Here is a 16,473-nt window from a genome sequence, read left to right on the forward strand (position 1 = left end):
TTTCATTCACCTCTTGAAATTTGATGCAAAGCATTTAATACTTCCACTTGGAAGGAACCAAGATTTTTTTCTTTTGAAGCGCGTTCCGCCACTTTTTTATAATCCGCCAACACGTCCCGGACGTTTTCAAGCGGATTGCCTTCCAAACTGAATGCCGCCGCGCAAATGGCGCTTAACAGGCAGCCCGTGCCCGTCACCTGAGTCATCAGCTCATGGCCGCCGCTGACGATGTAATGGGTATTGCCATCGGTTACGATATCGTCTTTTCCGGATACCGCGACAATCGTTTGATATCCTTTTGCCACTTCCATGGCAACTTGCAGAATGTCCATCTCCCCTTCTCCGCTGTCCACTCCCTTGGCCTGCCACTCGACTCCTGCAATGGCCGCCAATTCCCCTGCATTGCAGCGGATCAGTTGGAAACGAATCTCTTTTAACAAGTTGTCCGTTACCTCTTTTCGATATTTTGTGGCGCCTGCCCCGACCGGATCCAACACAACCGGAATGTCCAGCCCATTTGCTTTTTTGCCGGCCAGAAACATCGCTTCGACGGAATGTTTATTCAACGTTCCGATATTGATCAATAAACCATTTGCAATGGACACCATATCCTCCACGTCTAAGGGCTCATCGGACATCACAGGTGATGCCCCGATGGCAAGCAACCCATTGGCCGTAAAATTGGTCACCACCGAATTGGTGATACAGTGGATCAACGGGCTTTTTTTCCGGATTCTGTATAGACTCATACGATAACCCCCATTTTTTCCTTATTTCCGAAAAAAAATAAAAGCTCCCCTGCCCGGAGAGCAAAAAATACCCAATATCAGCCGATAATATTCATAAGGTATTTTTGCTCCCTACGGCAGTACTAACTGCATCAGGTTCGAAGGGTTAGGTGATTCCACCTTCTCAGGCCGATTCGGCCACCCCTGCAAAAATACGGAATTTTCAGTTGTTTATGTAATTATAACATAACGGCTCTTCATTGTAACTTTGTTTTAAGCCGGACTGAATAAAAAGAAGGAGAAAAGTCAAAACTTTATTTCCAAATCATTATTGCAATTCAATTTTTCCGTCGATTTCAATTTCATTCAGGGCCTGGGTTGCCAAACGGTCCGCTTCTTCATTCGATTTCCGGCCTACTAATTCATATTGCGGTTGGATGCCCAGCTGATTCAGTTTTTCGTCAATTTTATCCGCCCAATAGCTTAAATCCTTTTCGTAAAGCGGCCATTCTCCGCTCATTTGATTGATGACCACCTGTGAATCGCCGATGAAACGGACGGTCTGGTGCCGGACGCCCATTGATTCCAGCTCCTGGATGCTGAAATAAAGGGCGGCGTATTCCGCTTCATTATTGGATTTTATACTATCCATTTTCAGATTCTTTCTGATCCGGTAGCGTTTGTTGTTCTGTTCAAAATAAATGGCACAGCCTACGCCGGCAGCGCGACGGCCAAGATCGAATCCGCCGTCAAAATAAACAACGACATTTGCAGGTTCCGTTTCCATTTCTTTTAAATATTTTTTCAGCTCCTTGGCGGTCCATGTCCCACCCTGTTCATCGAGAAACGTGATGGCTTTTGCCCTGCCCGTTTTCGAAATTTCTTCTGCAACGGAAAGTGCCTGGGCAGGCGCCATTTCATCCGAGCGGAATGTCGTTTCGACACCTTTATAATGATAGGTCCATACAACAACGATTTTCAAAAAACTTCCTCCCTTTTACCTAATTAAATTTAGTATTTTCAATCGGCGGTCAAAGATACTTCAAAAATCCGCTCCCTTCACCCATATCAGTTCAACGAACAGTTGACATTCTTCGACTTACATATAAAATGAAAGTAGGAATTTGTATATAATTGTAACCTTTTTCTATTTAAATGGGAAATTTTGTTTATTTTTTTATCAGGTTTTAGGAGATGATATTTTGGCTAATGAAATGGAAAAGAAGCGGCTTGGATGGTTTAAAAACCCGTTATCGAATCAACATGAGGTAGAACAATCCCAAGATGAGCCTTCCGAACCGGTTGTCGAAGAATTGCCGAAAGAGAGCGAAAAAGAAGAACAGCCGGAGAAGGAAAATGTTCAGCAAATTGATTCGAATGAATCGATTATTTTTTCTCGGGATCAGCAGGACAAAATTGCGATGGATGTGATCGTGTCCATTGAGAATATGATCAAGGACCGCCAATTGCTTTCCTATAAATACAATGCTTTGGTGGAGCAGCTGGAAAATGCCAATCAAACGATCAACCGTTTAAAACGTGATTCGCTGAAAAAAGATCAAATCATCCAGGAAAAAACAAAAGAAATCCGTGATTTGGAAATCAGCTTGACAAACAAACAAATGAGCTATGATCAATTGCTTGAAGATTACAAGGAATATCAGTTAACCCATAATTTGGAGTATGACAAATTAGTCAACCAATTGGAAACTGAAAAAGCGAAATATAACAAATTGTATGAAGAATCTTCCAAAATCCAGACGCAACAAATGCAGAAAATCAGTGAACTAGAAGAGCGGATCCGCAATCTGGAAATCGAAAATCAAAAATATAAGGAACAATATGAAAAAATCGTTGAAGAAAAGGCGCAATTAATGAAAACAATTTCCGACTTCACAGAAAGAATGTCTTTCTCCTTCCTGCAAAAACCGAACGAAGAATAAATGCGGAGTTGATCTTTTCACGGGAGAAAGGAGTAAGGAATGTCTGTCCATAATGTAAAAATACTTGAACTGTTGTCGATCCACGAAGTCAGCGGATTTCACTTATTAAAATTGAGGATTTTTGCTACCAACGATCAATCTGAACTATACTGGCTCATTGACAATGAAACGGCGAAATCATTGAAAGAAATTTGCAAATTCCAAGGCGTTGAACGTTACCGTTTGTCGCTTCAAACTGCCGTCGATCCTCAAAATGGACAATGCTCCAGTTCCGTTACGGGAACGTATCGGGATGCGAGCCGGAAAATGAACTTCCGCTGCTCATTCAAATTCCATCAGCAGTTGGAAAAAATAAAAAATTGTTATCGTATCGCAGATTTACTGTCCTATGATTTTATTTTCCCTAATCTGCCAAAAGAAGATACTCTCAGCGTTTTGAAAAATGCCGAAGAGGTCATTGAGAAGCCTATTCGGGCGATTCCTCCCCAAAACGATGAGGAGCCGAACGGGAAAGAAACCGATTCAGCTTTTGAGGATCCAAACGCTGCAGAAATCCATGCTGAAGCGAAAGAGATTCGTGAAATCAACCCTCCCCGTGAAGAGAAGGAAACGGATACATCTGACGAAAAAGCCGATGCAAAGGAAAGCTTCGTAAGCCGGAATGACGAAGATTCCGAAATCCAAGAAGGGGCGGAAGAACTGGAAGGACAAGCAGAAGGACAAAGCGAAAACCCGGCTGTTTCGGATGAAATGAATGATGAAATTCGTCACGCAGTTGACGAAACGGCATCTGCTGCCTCCATAGAACAAAAACAAGAAGCCAAACCGAAACCATATACATACTTGTTATCGAAGCTGCAATTGAAAAAAAGAATCCGTTCCATCAAAGGATTTCCCCAATCAATTTTGACCGCTTCGTTAATAGTCGCCGTTGTGATTATCCTATGCATAATCATTTTTGACATACTTTCTACATCCATTTTCAATTCGACGGAAAATATCGGAGCTTCAAAGCAGCAGAATGCCGAACAAATTTCAGAAACCGCCAATGAGAAGCCGGAAATTCCTTCCCTGCAAATCAATGATTTTTTGACGTTCAGCATTCCCGAAGGTTATGCGGCTTTAACCTTCAATGACGGTCCATCCAAATATACGGAAGCAATCGTTGATATTCTGAAAGAAAAAGAGGTTGGCGGAACGTTTTTCTTTATCGGATACAACGTCCAAAAACACCCGGATATTGTAAAATATGTTCATTCTAATGGTTATACAATCGGAAGCCATTCAATGACCCATGACTCGATGACTGAACAAACATTGGATGAACAACAATATGAAATCAGCGAATCGAAAAAAATCATCGAAAACATTACCGGTCAGCCCGTAAAATTTTTCAGGCCTCCCAACGGTTTGATCGATGAAAATACGCAGGCTGCCGCGCAAAATGAACAATGCCAGATCATTTTATGGAATCTGGATCCTAAAGACTGGGAAGCGGAAACGGCTGATGAAATTATCAAAAACATCAAAAACGAACCGGTTTCCGCCGCCATCATAACCCTTCATGAATCACCCCAATTGGTGAAGGCTCTGCCTAAAATTATCGATTATTTGAAAGAGCAAAATTTAAAAATTGTCAGTTTGCAATAAGGAGCGTAATGCTCCTTTTTGTTTTGCCCTCTTCTTCCCTTCCATTCATAAAAAATTGATGAAATGCCATATTAACAAAAAAGAGATGAGGAAATTGCCAAAAAGAAGCGATCATCAGCACTCAGAGGCCACTCCGCATTTTGACGGGACGATGGATCGGATTATCAACGATCCGACATCCGACAAAGCTGCGGATATAGGAGTGCATGTAAACGAAGAATTTTCATCGGAAAAAAATCCATATGATCTGAAGCCGAAGAAAGATTCGGAATTGGAGCGGTTCCAAACACTAATGAAAGGCAAGGAAAAAAATAAAAAAGCTTGAGCCTGTAAAAGGCTCAAGCTTTTTTTCCATTGCTATTACATCACTACCGGACTGTCAATTGATAAATCTTTCTTCCGTTAAGCGGCTGGACTTGCCTGCTGTTGTTTCCGAAAAGCCGATGGAATGTCCCGATTTGCTCCTCCGAAAATTCAACCGGCATTTCAAACACAATCCATTTTACCCCTTCCGTACATGGCGGAGTCGTCAAAGAACCGGTATAATAAAATGCCCTTCTTTCCTTTGGAATGAATTCCGGCAATCGGATTGACACATTATCTTTTTTCGAAAATCCGTCCTGCAATCGGCTCCATATTTCTTTCACCATTTCATTGGCTTGCCCTTCCTGGATAAAAACGGCCATGACGGCTTGTTCCCCATTTTTATTTTCGTGCACGAAATGCAATTCCATTTCATAGCTTTGCCCCTCTACTTGATGTTCGCTTGGCAGATGGAAATGGAATGATTCCAACTTGTATTGCTGATGATCAATCAAAATATAGTTTTGGCCGGATTTCGAAACGGCTTCTGCCGTATGGGCTTTTTTGATTATTTCAAATCGTCCTTCTCCATAATGAATTTCTATTTCAGGCGACTGATTTTGCAATGCATCTTTCCGGGTTATTTGAACCGGGGATTGCATCATTCCCCTTTCGCAAACATTAGCGGCATCCGGTCCATGTTCATCGTAAGAATAGTAAACATCTTCGATCCTTTCTTCATCATGTTGATTTTGTTCCTTTTCGTACAGGGAATAGCCGGCGACACTCAGACACATGGCCAGTATAAGAGCAAAAAACACTCTTCCTCTCATTTTCCATTCCTTTCTTTTTTTATTTAACATGGCCATACATTTTGCCGTTTTATACTTGTACAGCCGATGACAAAATCATGTCGAAAATCTCCCCTATTTTAAATAAAACAGCCCTCCGCTTACGATTTCCATTTTGATTCGCGGCCGAAACCGTTCTTCAAGGGCCTTCTTCTCGGTTTCATAAATTTCGGGCTTCTCTTCCACTCCCAGATAAAAATGATCCAAAATCTCCTGCTCCCTTTTCCATCGTTTTCTTGCTTCCTCCGCCCATGTCATGTCATCATTGGCAATATAATTTTCAACGGCAGTTTCCAGCCGTTCAATGGCCCTGATCGGCGAAACAATATAAGGGAGGCAGTAGGCGTTTTTTGGCATTTCATTTGTCAAATCCAGTTCATTCAATATATCTTGAAAATTGCTTTTGACGCTGCCATGGATTAAATTGATTCCCAACGAAAAAAGCATTTCTTTCGTCTGGTCCGCATGATAGGAAACTTTGAAATTTGCGCCGATCCACGGAAATAAACTGGCCCCTTCTTCATTTTGGTACATCCGGACAAAAGATCCCAATTCCTTTGTCGCCTGGAAAATTTGATGCATCCGCATCGAGCCGTAATGAATATATTCCCCCCGGATCTCCTGTTCTTCGCTCTTTTTCGTAATAAATGTGACCTTCAGCGGATTAGGTTCGGCTTTTGTACTTTCAATAAACTGCCAGTAAAAGGGGCGGTTCATGATGCGTTTATCAATGTCCGCCGTCAACTGGACCGTCAAATAATGGGGACCCTCTTCCGTAATCTCGCAATTGGTGACTTTAAAAAAAGTTTTTAAAAATCCGTGAATCTGTTCTGCCAACATTGCCCTTCCCCCTTCCATGCGAGAAGTATTATGTGAAACCGAGCTGATCTTCCAAACCGAAATCTTCAAAATGAAAATTGGATACAAAGGATGGGGAACGGTATATTCGTTCCTCCATTTTGTTCGTTAAAATATCGTCCAGCTCGCCGACAACTTTTTCAAAAACATCGATTTTATTGCCCAATAAATCAATGATCCGGTCTTCAATCGTATCTTGAACGGCCAGATTGTAAATATATACATCGGACTCTTGCCCGAACCGGTGGACACGGCCGATCCGCTGTTCAATTTTCATCGGATTCCAAGGCAAATCGAAATTGATCACATGATGGCAAAATTGCAGGTTGATGCCTTCCCCTCCGGATTCCGTGGCAATCAAAACATCCGCAACATCCTGGAACAATCTCCTCATCCAATCCCGCTTATTTTTGCTGAACTTTCCGTTGAACAACACGCTTTTGATTCCCTTTTGATATAAATACCATTGCAAATACAGCTGCGTCGCCCGATATTCGGTAAAAATGATGACCTTCTCTTTGGCCTTTCGGATGATTTCATAAGCTTTTTCCGCTTTTGAATTCACTTCCAAATTGGCCAATTTCCCGATGATTTCTTCGATATAATCGATTTCCGCCTGCGACCGCGCTTTTTCCTTCATTTTTTCCAAAGTCAGGTAGGCCGCTTCTTTGCTGGAGCACATTTCTTTTAATACTGTTGTTAAGGCAAAGGAATTGTTGAAAACCGTTGTGCGCTCTTTTAAACGTTGAATCATTTGATAAACTTCCTGCTCTTCTTTTGTAAAACGGATCGGAATCGTCTGTACATGCCTGCCGACCCATTCGATGCCGGTATCCTGTCTGCGGTTTCGGATCATCACCTGGTTCACCAGTTCTTTTAAATAATCATCTTCCTTCAGGCCGTTCTTGCCATTATTGAAATAAGTCTGGAAACTTTCGACATTTCCTAAATGGCCCGGTTTCAATAATGATACAAGATAAAAAATTTCAAATATATTATTTTGGATTGGGGTGGCGGTCAATAACAGGCAAAATTTCTTCTTTAATCCTTGTACAAATTGATAGGATTGGGTTTTGTGGTTTTTCAGCTTGTGGGCTTCATCAATAATGATCATGTCATAATCCTGCCCGTAAATTTTTTCGCGATAAGGGCTGCGTTTGGCCATATCCATGCTCATCACGACAAAATCATAATGTTCAAAAGGGACATTTTTCTTTTTGCAACCGATGGCGGGAATAAAAAACTTGCCGTTCAATTCATCCACCCATTGGGTAAGCAATGAAGCAGGAACCAAAATCAGTGCCTTCTTTACTAAACCTCTTAAAATGTATTCCTTCAAAATCAAACCGGCCTCAATCGTTTTTCCGAGCCCGACTTCATCCGCCAGAATCGCCTTTCCGTTCATCTTTTCGATCACCGTTCTTGCCGCCTCGATTTGATGGTCAAGAAACTTTATGTTAGTTAAAAATTTTGGGGCTTGCAATCCTGAAAAATCGGTAATCAATTGATCTTTCTCCACTTCATATGCCATTTTGTACAACGTCCAGTCATCCCATGGTCCGTTGCCCTCAAGACGACGGGCGAATTCTTCCTTCCAATAGGAGGATTTTTCTATCATCATGTTCATTCACCTCCCTTTTCCATTAGATTGTCCAAAATGGAATTCACTATAATGCCCCATTTGAGTAATATTCCGCATGTTCTCGAAAAATTAATAAACGAAAATAGTTTTTCGCTCATTGGTATTTGCTTTTTCTCTATTTTTATTCTCTTTTTTTCTCTTTGCATCATAAAAATTTGAATCGGGAACCGACAGTGGAAAAAGCCATAAATAATATATTCCCGGTGATTTTGAAAGACGGTGGAATAGCAGCCGGCCTTTTGCGAATAATAAGTGAAAATGCATGCCGGGAGGTGAAAACAATTGAGCAAAAATAATCCGAAAGTTTTGAATGAGCGGACTCATAACCCATTTGAAACTTATAAACATTTGCACAAAAATACAACGAGCAACAAGGACAATCCATTGGACAATACCGCCGAAATTTCAGAGGAATTTGATGCGAAGGTTAAAAATAAAAACAATAAAACCAACCATGATCGAAACCAAAAATCGAACAAAAACATATAAGCTCCCGCTGTTTTGGAGGTTATCGGATGAAGAAAAACCGGATTATTTACATGAAGGGCACCCACCGCAATTTTAATATGTATATCGGGAACAAGAATAAAATGGAATCCTATAAAGAACCGGATCAGAATGTTCCAGAAAAAATCATTCCGATTGACGACTATTTAAAAAAATAATTTTTCATGACATTTCTTTAAACATTTTGTAAATATAATTTATGAACAAAATGTGAATACTTTCACGAATCCTTTCTTTTTTTCTAAATAAGTCGTACAATGATAGTGAAAGTTGATATATAACAAAAGAAAAAACCGTTTCGGTTGTTATATAACAAAATTAAATTTTTTCAGGAGGAGAAAAACGATGTGGGTGCTCACTGTATTTGACGGCGAAACTTTCCGGATTTTTGAGTTTGAAACAAAAGAAGAAGCAGTTAAAATGATGGAAGAAATCGATCTCCCAGCGATTCTTTCTTACACAAACTTAACATTGGTAGCCTAAGCCCTATTGAGAAAGACAATAGGCGCAAAGTTTCAGGAGCATTTGTATGCTCCTTTTTTTATTGTTCATTTTCTGACGCATCTGCCAATAATCACCGCTTGTTACTTCGAAAGTTTTGGGAAGGATAAATACTAGTGAAAATTCTATAAAGAGGTGATTGTACATGAAAAAAATCCTTCCCTTTTTAACTTTCCTTTTCATCTTCGGACTATTCTTTTTGCCTGTTGGCGCAGATGCCGCAGAAGATCATCATCACTTAAATTTCCTGAAACAATATGAACAGCTGGATGATGCAAAAAAACAGCAGGTGGACCAAATTTTGAATCAATTGCATCAAGAGCTTGAAAAATTGGGAGTAAAAACTGATCATCCGAACCCCCATCAAATTCTTTCTCAATTAGATGATCAAAAGAAACAACAAATTCTGGCCATCATTAAAGAATTGGATGAAGAGAAAATCTCTTCCGAAGAAGCAAATAAAAAACTCGAACAACTTGGCGTCATCCCGAAAAACGGACACTGCCAGGCCTTCGAAAATCTTGATGAAGAAACAAAGCAAAAAGCAAAAGAAATCTGGAAAGAATTGAAAAGCGGTTCCATTACACGGGAAGAAGCTGAAAAACGGTTTCAGGAATTAGGAATTGAAATGCCGAAGAAACAGGAATTGGATGAAGAGACGAAAGCGAAAGTGAAGGAAGCCATTGAGAAAGCAGAACAGCAATTCGAAAATCTCGGCCTCGAATTTCCGAAACATTTCTACAAACACTTGGCCCGATAACCCAAAATCCAGCGAAAATAAAAATTTTCGCTGGATTTTGCCGCCTAAAATACTTTGCCAATAAAACAATTTGTTTGTGAATTTTCCTTGAAAAATGAAAGCGCCATCAAATTGAACAAAATGTGAAAACTTTCACTAACTGTTTTCTTTTTCACTTTTCCGTTGTACAATGAAATTGAAATTTGATATATAACAATTTTTCCGAACCTAAAAATTGTTATATAACAAAATTATTCTAAAGGAGTTTGATCCCAAGATGTGGGTACTTACCGTGTTTGAAAATAATTCTTATCGGATCTTTGAATTTGCGGATAAAAGAGAAGCGGCTTTGGCACTTCAAAAATTTGGTAAGTCAGCAATCTTGTCCTTTACGAAATGACAACTGCCGGAAAAAGTTTGGTGGAAATAAATCAAAAGGGTTCAGCGAAATTTTTGAGAGGAGGATTTTTGATGTGGGTTGTAACAGTTTTTGAAACAGACACTTTCCGTTGCTTTGAATACGATACAAAAGAAGAAGCGATCCGCACTTTGAAAGCTTTCAAAAACAACGCTATTCTTTCTTTCACAAATTAATTCAAAAGCAAGTTTATTGAAAATCTTCATCCAATTTTGTTGGATGATTTTTTTTGCCCTCATCATTCCTTCCGTTTCTGACAATACTGTTTCCTCAATTTTTTATTCTTCTCGAAATTTATTGTTTTTCCATTTTATATGACCAGTTTTACGCAGCTAACAAAAAGCCAATAAAAATATATACCCACTTTTCTACTTTTTAACCCTATTAAATTGTGACAAATTTATGAAAATGTATAGTTTCCACCACAATCCGACATTTTTTTCGAAATAAATGATATACAATGAAATAGCTTCTACAGCAAGAAACAAAAATAAAAAATAAGAAACAAATTTTTACTGGAGGAGTAAAGATGTTTAACACGCTCTATAAAAAAGTGTTAAAAGTTGTGATAGAAATCAAAAGAAAAAATATGTATCGAAAAGCACAAGAACTAGGTTTCACACATCCGGAAGTAGTAAATTGCAGCCAGCAACTAGACCACTTGCTTAATAAATATATAAAACAAGCAGCCTGACACCGATGAAAGGCCACCATCATAATGGTTGAAAACTAAGAAAACCCTTCAAATCCTTCATTGGGTTTGAGGGGTTTTTTTAGTTGTTTCCTGTAAATGGATTGTCATTTGAACCGGCATAATCTTTCTTTCCCGGAACAAAGACAAATTCCTTCTCCGGATAACGGAAAGCCGTCAGTTTTCCTCCAAAGACGACTCCCTGGTCAATATTGATTGTATTATTGATCACGAGAGGTTCCGGTTTTGGATCATGCCCCCACACAACCATCAATTCTCCCTTATATTGTTTATACCATTCCCGGCGGATCGGTTTCCCGTGCCGGTCCATCCCCGCCACATCTCCATAGCGGCAAAAATTTTTGATTCTTTCCGATTCTTTTCCTATGAAGTCTTCCCGGATTCCTGCATGGACACATACGACTTTCGGCTGTCCATGATCCCTTAAAATGATATGGGAAGGCAAATTCATGAATAAATCCCTTAATTGCCTCTTCAACCGGACAGTTCTCTCCTTCCCGTACTTCTTTTCAAATTCTATAAACTCTTCCGCCACTTTTTCATCCCCATGTTTGAGCTGCACCTTTCTTCCGTCCAGCCAACGGGCGATTTTCCAGCCGTGATTACTGTCCACCATATACATATTTTTTCCGCAATGTTTTAAAAAAAATTGCATCGTCTCAATGGATCTTGGGCCCCTGCTCATCACATCCCCAAGGGAGACGATTTTTCTCCCTTCCGGATGAATGAACAGCCCCTGTTCATTTTTTCTGTACCCCAACTTGTCCAGCATTTCCATCCATTCATCAAAACATGCATGGATATCTCCTACAATGTCCACTCCGTTGTCAATTTCTATAAATAACATGGCGATATTCTCCTTTGCTTTAATTCCGCTACTTAAATTATAAATCCGATCAAAACCCTTTTTAACGGAAAGTTCCCGGGATAATTTTTGTGTTGAAATTGTTGACACTTTTCTAAATATAATGCATATTTAAAATGGAAATATACGAACCGGAACACATAAGGAAAAAGCGCAGCGAAGACCAGTAGGCAGCACACTGTTGGAAAGAGAGCGGTGTCCATGGGCTGAAAGACATCGTACAAACAAGAGCTGCTGAACCTGCTTCGTCAGCTTCCAGCCAAAACTGGACGTACGCTCAGGCGTTATCTGAGGTAAAGTGGGATTATTTTATAATCCAATTTAGGTGGTACCGCGGAAACCCTTTTCCGCCCTAAAAGCTGGGGCGGAAAAGGTTTTTTATTTATACGATGAATATTCGAGGATGGTTATCTATGGAAAAGAAAAGAATTGTCGTTAAAATCGGTTCAAGTTCACTGACGAATTCAAAAGGCGAAATTGATTACGAAAAAATACAGGAACATGTCGAAGCGATTGCAAAAATCGTAAAACAGGGCCATGAAGTCCTGCTTGTGTCTTCGGGAGCTGTGGCGGCGGGATTTCGGAAACTGGGCTATCCGACCCGCCCTGTCACGCTGAAAGGAAAACAGGCGGCGGCCGCCGTCGGACAAAGCCTGCTGATCCAGTTATATGCGGAACAATTTGCGAAATACGGCATCACCACCGCCCAGGTGCTGTTAACCCGTACCGATTTTTCCAACAAAGAGCGCTACAAAAACGCCTTTGCCACCTTCAGCGAACTTTTGGAACGCTCCATCCTGCCGATTATCAACGAAAATGACACCGTTTCTGTGACCGAACTTACTTTTGGGGACAACGATATGCTTTCCGCCCTTGTCAGCGGATTGGTTCATGCCGATCAACTGATTATTTTGACGGATATCAACGGATTTTACGATGACAATCCGCAAAAAAACCCGAACGCCAAACGAATCGGCAGGTTAACGGAAATCACCGACGAAATGCTGGAAATGGCAAAAGGGGCGGGATCCAAGGTCGGCACCGGCGGCATGCAGTCGAAATTGCTGGCTGCACGCACCGCCCTCAAAGCCGGGGTGAAAGTTTTTATTGGAACCGGAAGCGGTCCGGATAAACTTATCGAAATACTGGAAGGCCGGGGGGATGGAACGTATATTGAACGGGATGAGCTGCCAGTCCTGCCGAGCCAAAAACAATGGATCGCCTTTACGGAACCTAAGGGAAAATTGTTTATCGATAAAGGCGCAGAGGAAGCGCTGCTTTTGAGAGGCAAAAGTTTGCTGCCCGCAGGCATTTATAAAGTGGAAGGCGACTTTGACCGTGGAGATGTCGTAGAAGTATATGGGGAATCCGGTCTCATTGGACGGGGAGAAGTCCTCTATTCCAGCGAAGAAATCGAATTTGCCTGCGGAAAAAAAACCGATGAGCTTCACGACGGATTCATCGAAGTGATCCATCGGGATAAATGGGTTACATTATAAATTTCATCAAAGGAGGTATTTCCATGACACAGTCCATAACAGAAAGCGAAGTAAGACGAAAAGGAAAATTAGCCAAAATGGCCAGCTATATCATGAATGTCAAAACGACAGAAGAAAAAAATGATGCGCTTGGCAAAATTGCCGATCAGCTGCTAATGGAAAAGGATGCCATCCTGGAAGCCAATCAAAAAGATTTGGAAAATGGAAAACAAAATGGCCTGTCGGATGCAATTCTCGACCGCATCCTGTTGAATGAACAGCGCATTCAAGGCATGGTGGAATCCATCCGGCAATTGATCGAATTGCCGGATCCGGTTGGAGAAGTATTGGAAAGCTTTACAAAAGAAAACGGCTTAAAAATCGAAAAACGCCGGGTTCCGCTCGGAGTTGTCAGCATGATTTACGAAGCACGTCCCAATGTAACCGTAGATGCGGCGACCCTATGCTTAAAAACCGGAAACGCCGTGATTTTGCGCGGAAGCTCGTCGGCAAAACACTCCAACATCGCCCTTGTATCATGCATTCACAGGGCATTGGAAAAATCCGCCTTGCCTGTGGATGCGGTTCAGTTAATTGAAGATACGAGCCACGAAACGGCTTCCGAATTATTCCACCTAAAAGAGTATATTGATGTCCTAATTCCGCGGGGAGGCAAAAAATTAATTGATCTTGTCGTAAGGGAAGCTTCCGTTCCGGTGCTGGAAACGGGAGCCGGCAATTGCCATGTTTACATTGACCAATCTGCAGATTATGAAATTGCGGAAAAAGTGGTCATCAACGCCAAAACCCAAAGACCGTCTGTTTGCAACGCGGCGGAAAGCTTATTGATTCAGGAAGATTGGTTCAAAGAACATGGAAAACCGCTATTGGAAAGCCTCCAAAATGCCGGGGTGGAAATTCTCGGGGACGAAAAAGTATGCGAGGTGCTTCCAGGAGCCGCCCTTGCAACGGAAGAAGATTATGCTACGGAATTTTTAAGTTTGACAATCAGCGTGAAAGTCGTAAAAGATGTGGATGAAGCAATCGATCACATCAATCATTACGGTACAAAACATTCGGAAGCGATCATTACAAATGATGAACAGAACGCGGAAAAATTCTTGAACCGCGTAGATGCAACAAGCGTCTATGTCAATGCTTCCACCCGTTTCACCGACGGCTTTGAATTTGGCTACGGCGCGGAAATCGGCATCAGCACGCAAAAATTGCATGCAAGAGGCCCAATGGGGCTGCCTGCTTTGACATCAACCAAATATTATATCCGAGGAAATGGACAAATCCGGGTATAAATCCCCCAGATTCACACAAAATCTCCTTTGCAGACGCCAAAACCGCGCAAAGGAGATTTTTCTGTTATTACCGGTCGGTTTCTTGGAATTCCACATTGATGATTTCTTCCGTTTCATTATCAAATGTGATATCGACAAAGACGCCAAATTCGCGGTTCCTTTCCCTGAGCCACAGCTTGAATTTTTCCGTGGAAGTTTTATCTCCCGTCACTTTTCCAATATGCAAATAATCAATGATTTCCGCATGGCGGTATTTCTCTTTCACCTTTTCCATGGCGATTCTTCCCCATTTCGCATAAGCGGGGGATGTTTGCTGGGTCCGTGTTTCCGAAGGGTCGGACATGATATTTCCGATCAAAATCGTTGAAGCAACCAATACAAGTGATATCAGTAATCTCAAAGCGCCAACCTCCTCTCCTTTACCTTATTTTCTACTATTCGAGGGAGGCTATTCATCCGCAAAATCAATTGCCGGTACCGCTTCTCTCCCAAATAAAAATGGTGCCGGTAAAACCGGCACCAAAAGGATTATTTTAAACATTCTTTCGCTTTTTCAATTTGTTTCCGCACTTGTTCAAATCCCGTTCCGCCTTGGGACAGACGCCGGGCGACCGCCGCTTCAGGTTTCAGCACTTCGTAAACATCTTCATCAATCAATTCACTTTCTTCTTTCATTTCTTCCAATGTCAGATCTTTCAGGTAAATTCCTTTTTGAATGCATTTGAACACCAATTTCCCCGTCACTTCATGGGCTTTCCGGAATGGCATTCCTTTTGTTGCCAAATAGTCCGCCAGCTCGGTTGCGTTGGAGAAATCACTGTGAACCGCCTCATTCAAACGCTTTGTATTGACTGTCATCGTCCGGACCATCCCTTCAAAAATCTTGAGGGAGCCTAAGATTGTTTGAAGGGTGTCGAACATGCCTTCCTTGTCTTCCTGCATGTCTTTATTATAGGTAAGCGGCGTCCCCTTCAAAACAGTCAGCAAACCGATCAGATTGCCATAAACCCGCCCGGTTTTGCCGCGAATCAATTCCGCCATATCCGGATTTTTCTTTTGCGGCATGATGGATGAACCCGTCGAGAAGGAATCGTCAAGCTCAATGAATTTAAATTCGTCCGTGGACCAAATAATGATTTCTTCTGCAAACCGTGATAAATGGGTCATAAGTAAAGCGGAATTTGCCAAAAATTCCACAATAAAGTCCCGATCGCTCACAGCGTCCATGGAATTTTCATAAATCTTGGAAAATCCCAACAATCCGGCAGTCATTTCCCGATCGATCGGGAATGTCGTGCCGGCCATGGCCCCGGCACCCAATGGCGAAATATCAATGCGTTCCAAGGACTGATTGAAACGTTCTTTGTCCCGTTCAAGCATCCAAAAATAGGCCATCAAATGATGAGCGAAACTGATCGGCTGCGCCCTTTGCATGTGTGTATAACCGGGAGCGATTGTTTCGATGTGCTGTTCAGCTTTCTCCAAAATCGTTTTTTGGAAAGCTTCGATCAATTCGACAACTTCTTTGACCCGTTTCTTCAAAAACAAATGCATGTCTGTCGCCACTTGGTCGTTGCGGCTGCGCCCCGTATGCAATTTTCCGCCGACCGGGCCGATCAAATCGATGAGCATTTTCTCGATGTTTAAATGAATATCTTCATTTTCAACCTTGTATTCCAGTTCGCCTTTTTCGGCTTTCTTTCTTAATTCATTGAGCCCCCATTTGATTTTTTCCACATCTTCTTGAGGCAAAATGCCTTGTGCCCCAAGCATCGTGACATGGGCAAGGCTGCCTTCGATATCTTCCATTACCAATTGCTGGTCGAAACCGATGGACGCTCCAAATTCATCCACCCAGCTCTCCGCTGATTTTTGGAAACGCCCTCCCCAAAGTTTTGTCATTTGTTTCCACCTGTCCTTATCCAAATTTGTTTTCCATGCATAAGAATAGCGAAGCAGCCTAAGTGC

The 16,473-nt window shown here is 41.6% G+C and carries 19 protein-coding genes and 1 riboswitch; of the genes, 11 read left to right on the forward strand and 8 right to left on the reverse strand.

Annotated features, from left to right (window positions below; translation table 11 throughout):
• Positions 1-2: 2 nt before the first annotated feature.
• Both thiM and FKZ59_RS00220 read right to left on the reverse strand, forming a co-directional pair.
• Positions 3-749 (reverse strand): hydroxyethylthiazole kinase, encoded by a 747-nt coding sequence (gene thiM / locus FKZ59_RS00215; RefSeq protein WP_141600718.1) that lies wholly within the window; start codon positions 747-749, stop codon positions 3-5.
• Positions 750-840: 91 nt separating this feature from the next.
• Positions 841-944: riboswitch (TPP riboswitch) on the reverse strand.
• 112 nt (positions 945-1,056) lie between these two features.
• Positions 1,057-1,710 (reverse strand): reverse transcriptase-like protein, encoded by a 654-nt coding sequence (locus FKZ59_RS00220; protein WP_141600719.1) that lies wholly within the window; start codon positions 1,708-1,710, stop codon positions 1,057-1,059.
• Positions 1,711-1,930: 220 nt separating this feature from the next.
• Here FKZ59_RS00220 and FKZ59_RS00225 point away from each other — a divergent pair, with 220 nt between their 5' ends.
• From FKZ59_RS00225 to FKZ59_RS00235, 3 genes are all read left to right on the forward strand, one after another.
• A complete protein-coding gene (locus FKZ59_RS00225; protein ID WP_141600720.1) occupies positions 1,931-2,671 on the forward strand; it encodes a hypothetical protein in 741 nt (246 codons plus the stop codon).
• Positions 2,672-2,710: 39 nt separating this feature from the next.
• Positions 2,711-4,321 (forward strand): polysaccharide deacetylase family protein, encoded by a 1,611-nt coding sequence (locus tag FKZ59_RS00230; RefSeq protein WP_141600721.1) that lies wholly within the window; start codon positions 2,711-2,713, stop codon positions 4,319-4,321.
• 94 nt (positions 4,322-4,415) lie between these two features.
• The gene (locus FKZ59_RS00235; RefSeq protein ID WP_141600722.1) at positions 4,416-4,646 is read left to right on the forward strand and encodes a hypothetical protein; all 231 of its coding nucleotides are present in this window, start codon (positions 4,416-4,418) and stop codon (positions 4,644-4,646) included.
• 43 nt (positions 4,647-4,689) lie between these two features.
• Here the strand turns inward: FKZ59_RS00235 and FKZ59_RS00240 are convergent, their stop codons facing one another.
• The 3 genes from FKZ59_RS00240 to FKZ59_RS00250 all read right to left on the reverse strand — a co-directional run bounded on the left by FKZ59_RS00240 (position 4,690) and on the right by FKZ59_RS00250 (position 7,960).
• The gene (locus FKZ59_RS00240) at positions 4,690-5,457 is read right to left on the reverse strand and encodes a carbonic anhydrase (RefSeq protein ID WP_181733112.1); all 768 of its coding nucleotides are present in this window, start codon (positions 5,455-5,457) and stop codon (positions 4,690-4,692) included.
• A 93-nt stretch (positions 5,458-5,550) separates the two neighbouring features.
• Entirely contained in the window at positions 5,551-6,315 is a 765-nt protein-coding gene (locus tag FKZ59_RS00245; protein ID WP_141600724.1) for a YqhG family protein, read from the reverse strand.
• A gap of 28 nt (positions 6,316-6,343) precedes the next feature.
• Complete coding sequence (locus FKZ59_RS00250; RefSeq protein WP_141600725.1) at positions 6,344-7,960, reverse strand: DEAD/DEAH box helicase; 1,617 nt, start codon at positions 7,958-7,960, stop codon at positions 6,344-6,346.
• A gap of 297 nt (positions 7,961-8,257) precedes the next feature.
• On the opposite strand from FKZ59_RS00250, the gene FKZ59_RS00255 reads away from it, so the two are divergent.
• The 6 genes from FKZ59_RS00255 (at position 8,258) to FKZ59_RS00265 (ending at position 10,834) form a co-directional block, all read left to right on the forward strand.
• Positions 8,258-8,464 (forward strand): hypothetical protein, encoded by a 207-nt coding sequence (locus FKZ59_RS00255; protein ID WP_141600726.1) that lies wholly within the window; start codon positions 8,258-8,260, stop codon positions 8,462-8,464.
• 26 nt (positions 8,465-8,490) lie between these two features.
• Positions 8,491-8,640, forward strand: coding sequence for a hypothetical protein (locus FKZ59_RS14565; protein ID WP_181733113.1), 150 nt, complete (start codon positions 8,491-8,493; stop codon positions 8,638-8,640).
• Between the two features lie 187 nt (positions 8,641-8,827).
• Positions 8,828-8,965 (forward strand): hypothetical protein, encoded by a 138-nt coding sequence (locus tag FKZ59_RS14570; protein WP_181733114.1) that lies wholly within the window; start codon positions 8,828-8,830, stop codon positions 8,963-8,965.
• 163 nt (positions 8,966-9,128) lie between these two features.
• The gene (locus tag FKZ59_RS00260; RefSeq protein ID WP_141600727.1) at positions 9,129-9,743 is read left to right on the forward strand and encodes a hypothetical protein; all 615 of its coding nucleotides are present in this window, start codon (positions 9,129-9,131) and stop codon (positions 9,741-9,743) included.
• A 450-nt stretch (positions 9,744-10,193) separates the two neighbouring features.
• Positions 10,194-10,316 carry a hypothetical protein gene (locus FKZ59_RS15060; protein ID WP_281279172.1) on the forward strand — a complete coding sequence of 41 codons (123 nt, stop codon included), beginning with the start codon at positions 10,194-10,196 and terminating at the stop codon, positions 10,314-10,316.
• A 353-nt stretch (positions 10,317-10,669) separates the two neighbouring features.
• Complete coding sequence (locus tag FKZ59_RS00265; RefSeq protein WP_141600728.1) at positions 10,670-10,834, forward strand: aspartyl-phosphate phosphatase Spo0E family protein; 165 nt, start codon at positions 10,670-10,672, stop codon at positions 10,832-10,834.
• A gap of 79 nt (positions 10,835-10,913) precedes the next feature.
• Here FKZ59_RS00265 and FKZ59_RS00270 read toward each other — a convergent pair whose 3' ends face one another.
• The gene (locus tag FKZ59_RS00270) at positions 10,914-11,699 is read right to left on the reverse strand and encodes a metallophosphoesterase (RefSeq protein ID WP_141600729.1); all 786 of its coding nucleotides are present in this window, start codon (positions 11,697-11,699) and stop codon (positions 10,914-10,916) included.
• A gap of 431 nt (positions 11,700-12,130) precedes the next feature.
• Between FKZ59_RS00270 and proB the strand changes: the two genes are divergently transcribed.
• Both proB and FKZ59_RS00280 read left to right on the forward strand, forming a co-directional pair.
• Positions 12,131-13,216 carry a glutamate 5-kinase gene (proB, locus tag FKZ59_RS00275; RefSeq protein WP_141600730.1) on the forward strand — a complete coding sequence of 362 codons (1,086 nt, stop codon included), beginning with the start codon at positions 12,131-12,133 and terminating at the stop codon, positions 13,214-13,216.
• A gap of 23 nt (positions 13,217-13,239) precedes the next feature.
• A complete protein-coding gene (locus FKZ59_RS00280; RefSeq protein WP_141600731.1) occupies positions 13,240-14,505 on the forward strand; it encodes a glutamate-5-semialdehyde dehydrogenase in 1,266 nt (421 codons plus the stop codon).
• Positions 14,506-14,572: 67 nt separating this feature from the next.
• Here the strand turns inward: FKZ59_RS00280 and FKZ59_RS00285 are convergent, their stop codons facing one another.
• Both FKZ59_RS00285 and argH read right to left on the reverse strand, forming a co-directional pair.
• Entirely contained in the window at positions 14,573-14,848 is a 276-nt protein-coding gene (locus FKZ59_RS00285) for a DUF3889 domain-containing protein (protein ID WP_408057415.1), read from the reverse strand.
• Positions 14,849-15,033: 185 nt separating this feature from the next.
• A complete protein-coding gene (argH, locus tag FKZ59_RS00290) occupies positions 15,034-16,407 on the reverse strand; it encodes an argininosuccinate lyase (RefSeq protein ID WP_141600733.1) in 1,374 nt (457 codons plus the stop codon).
• Between the last annotated feature and the right edge of the window lie 66 nt (positions 16,408-16,473).

It is taken from the genome of Ureibacillus terrenus, assembly GCF_006569205.1.
GTDB lineage: Bacteria > Bacillota > Bacilli > Bacillales_A > Planococcaceae > Ureibacillus > Ureibacillus terrenus.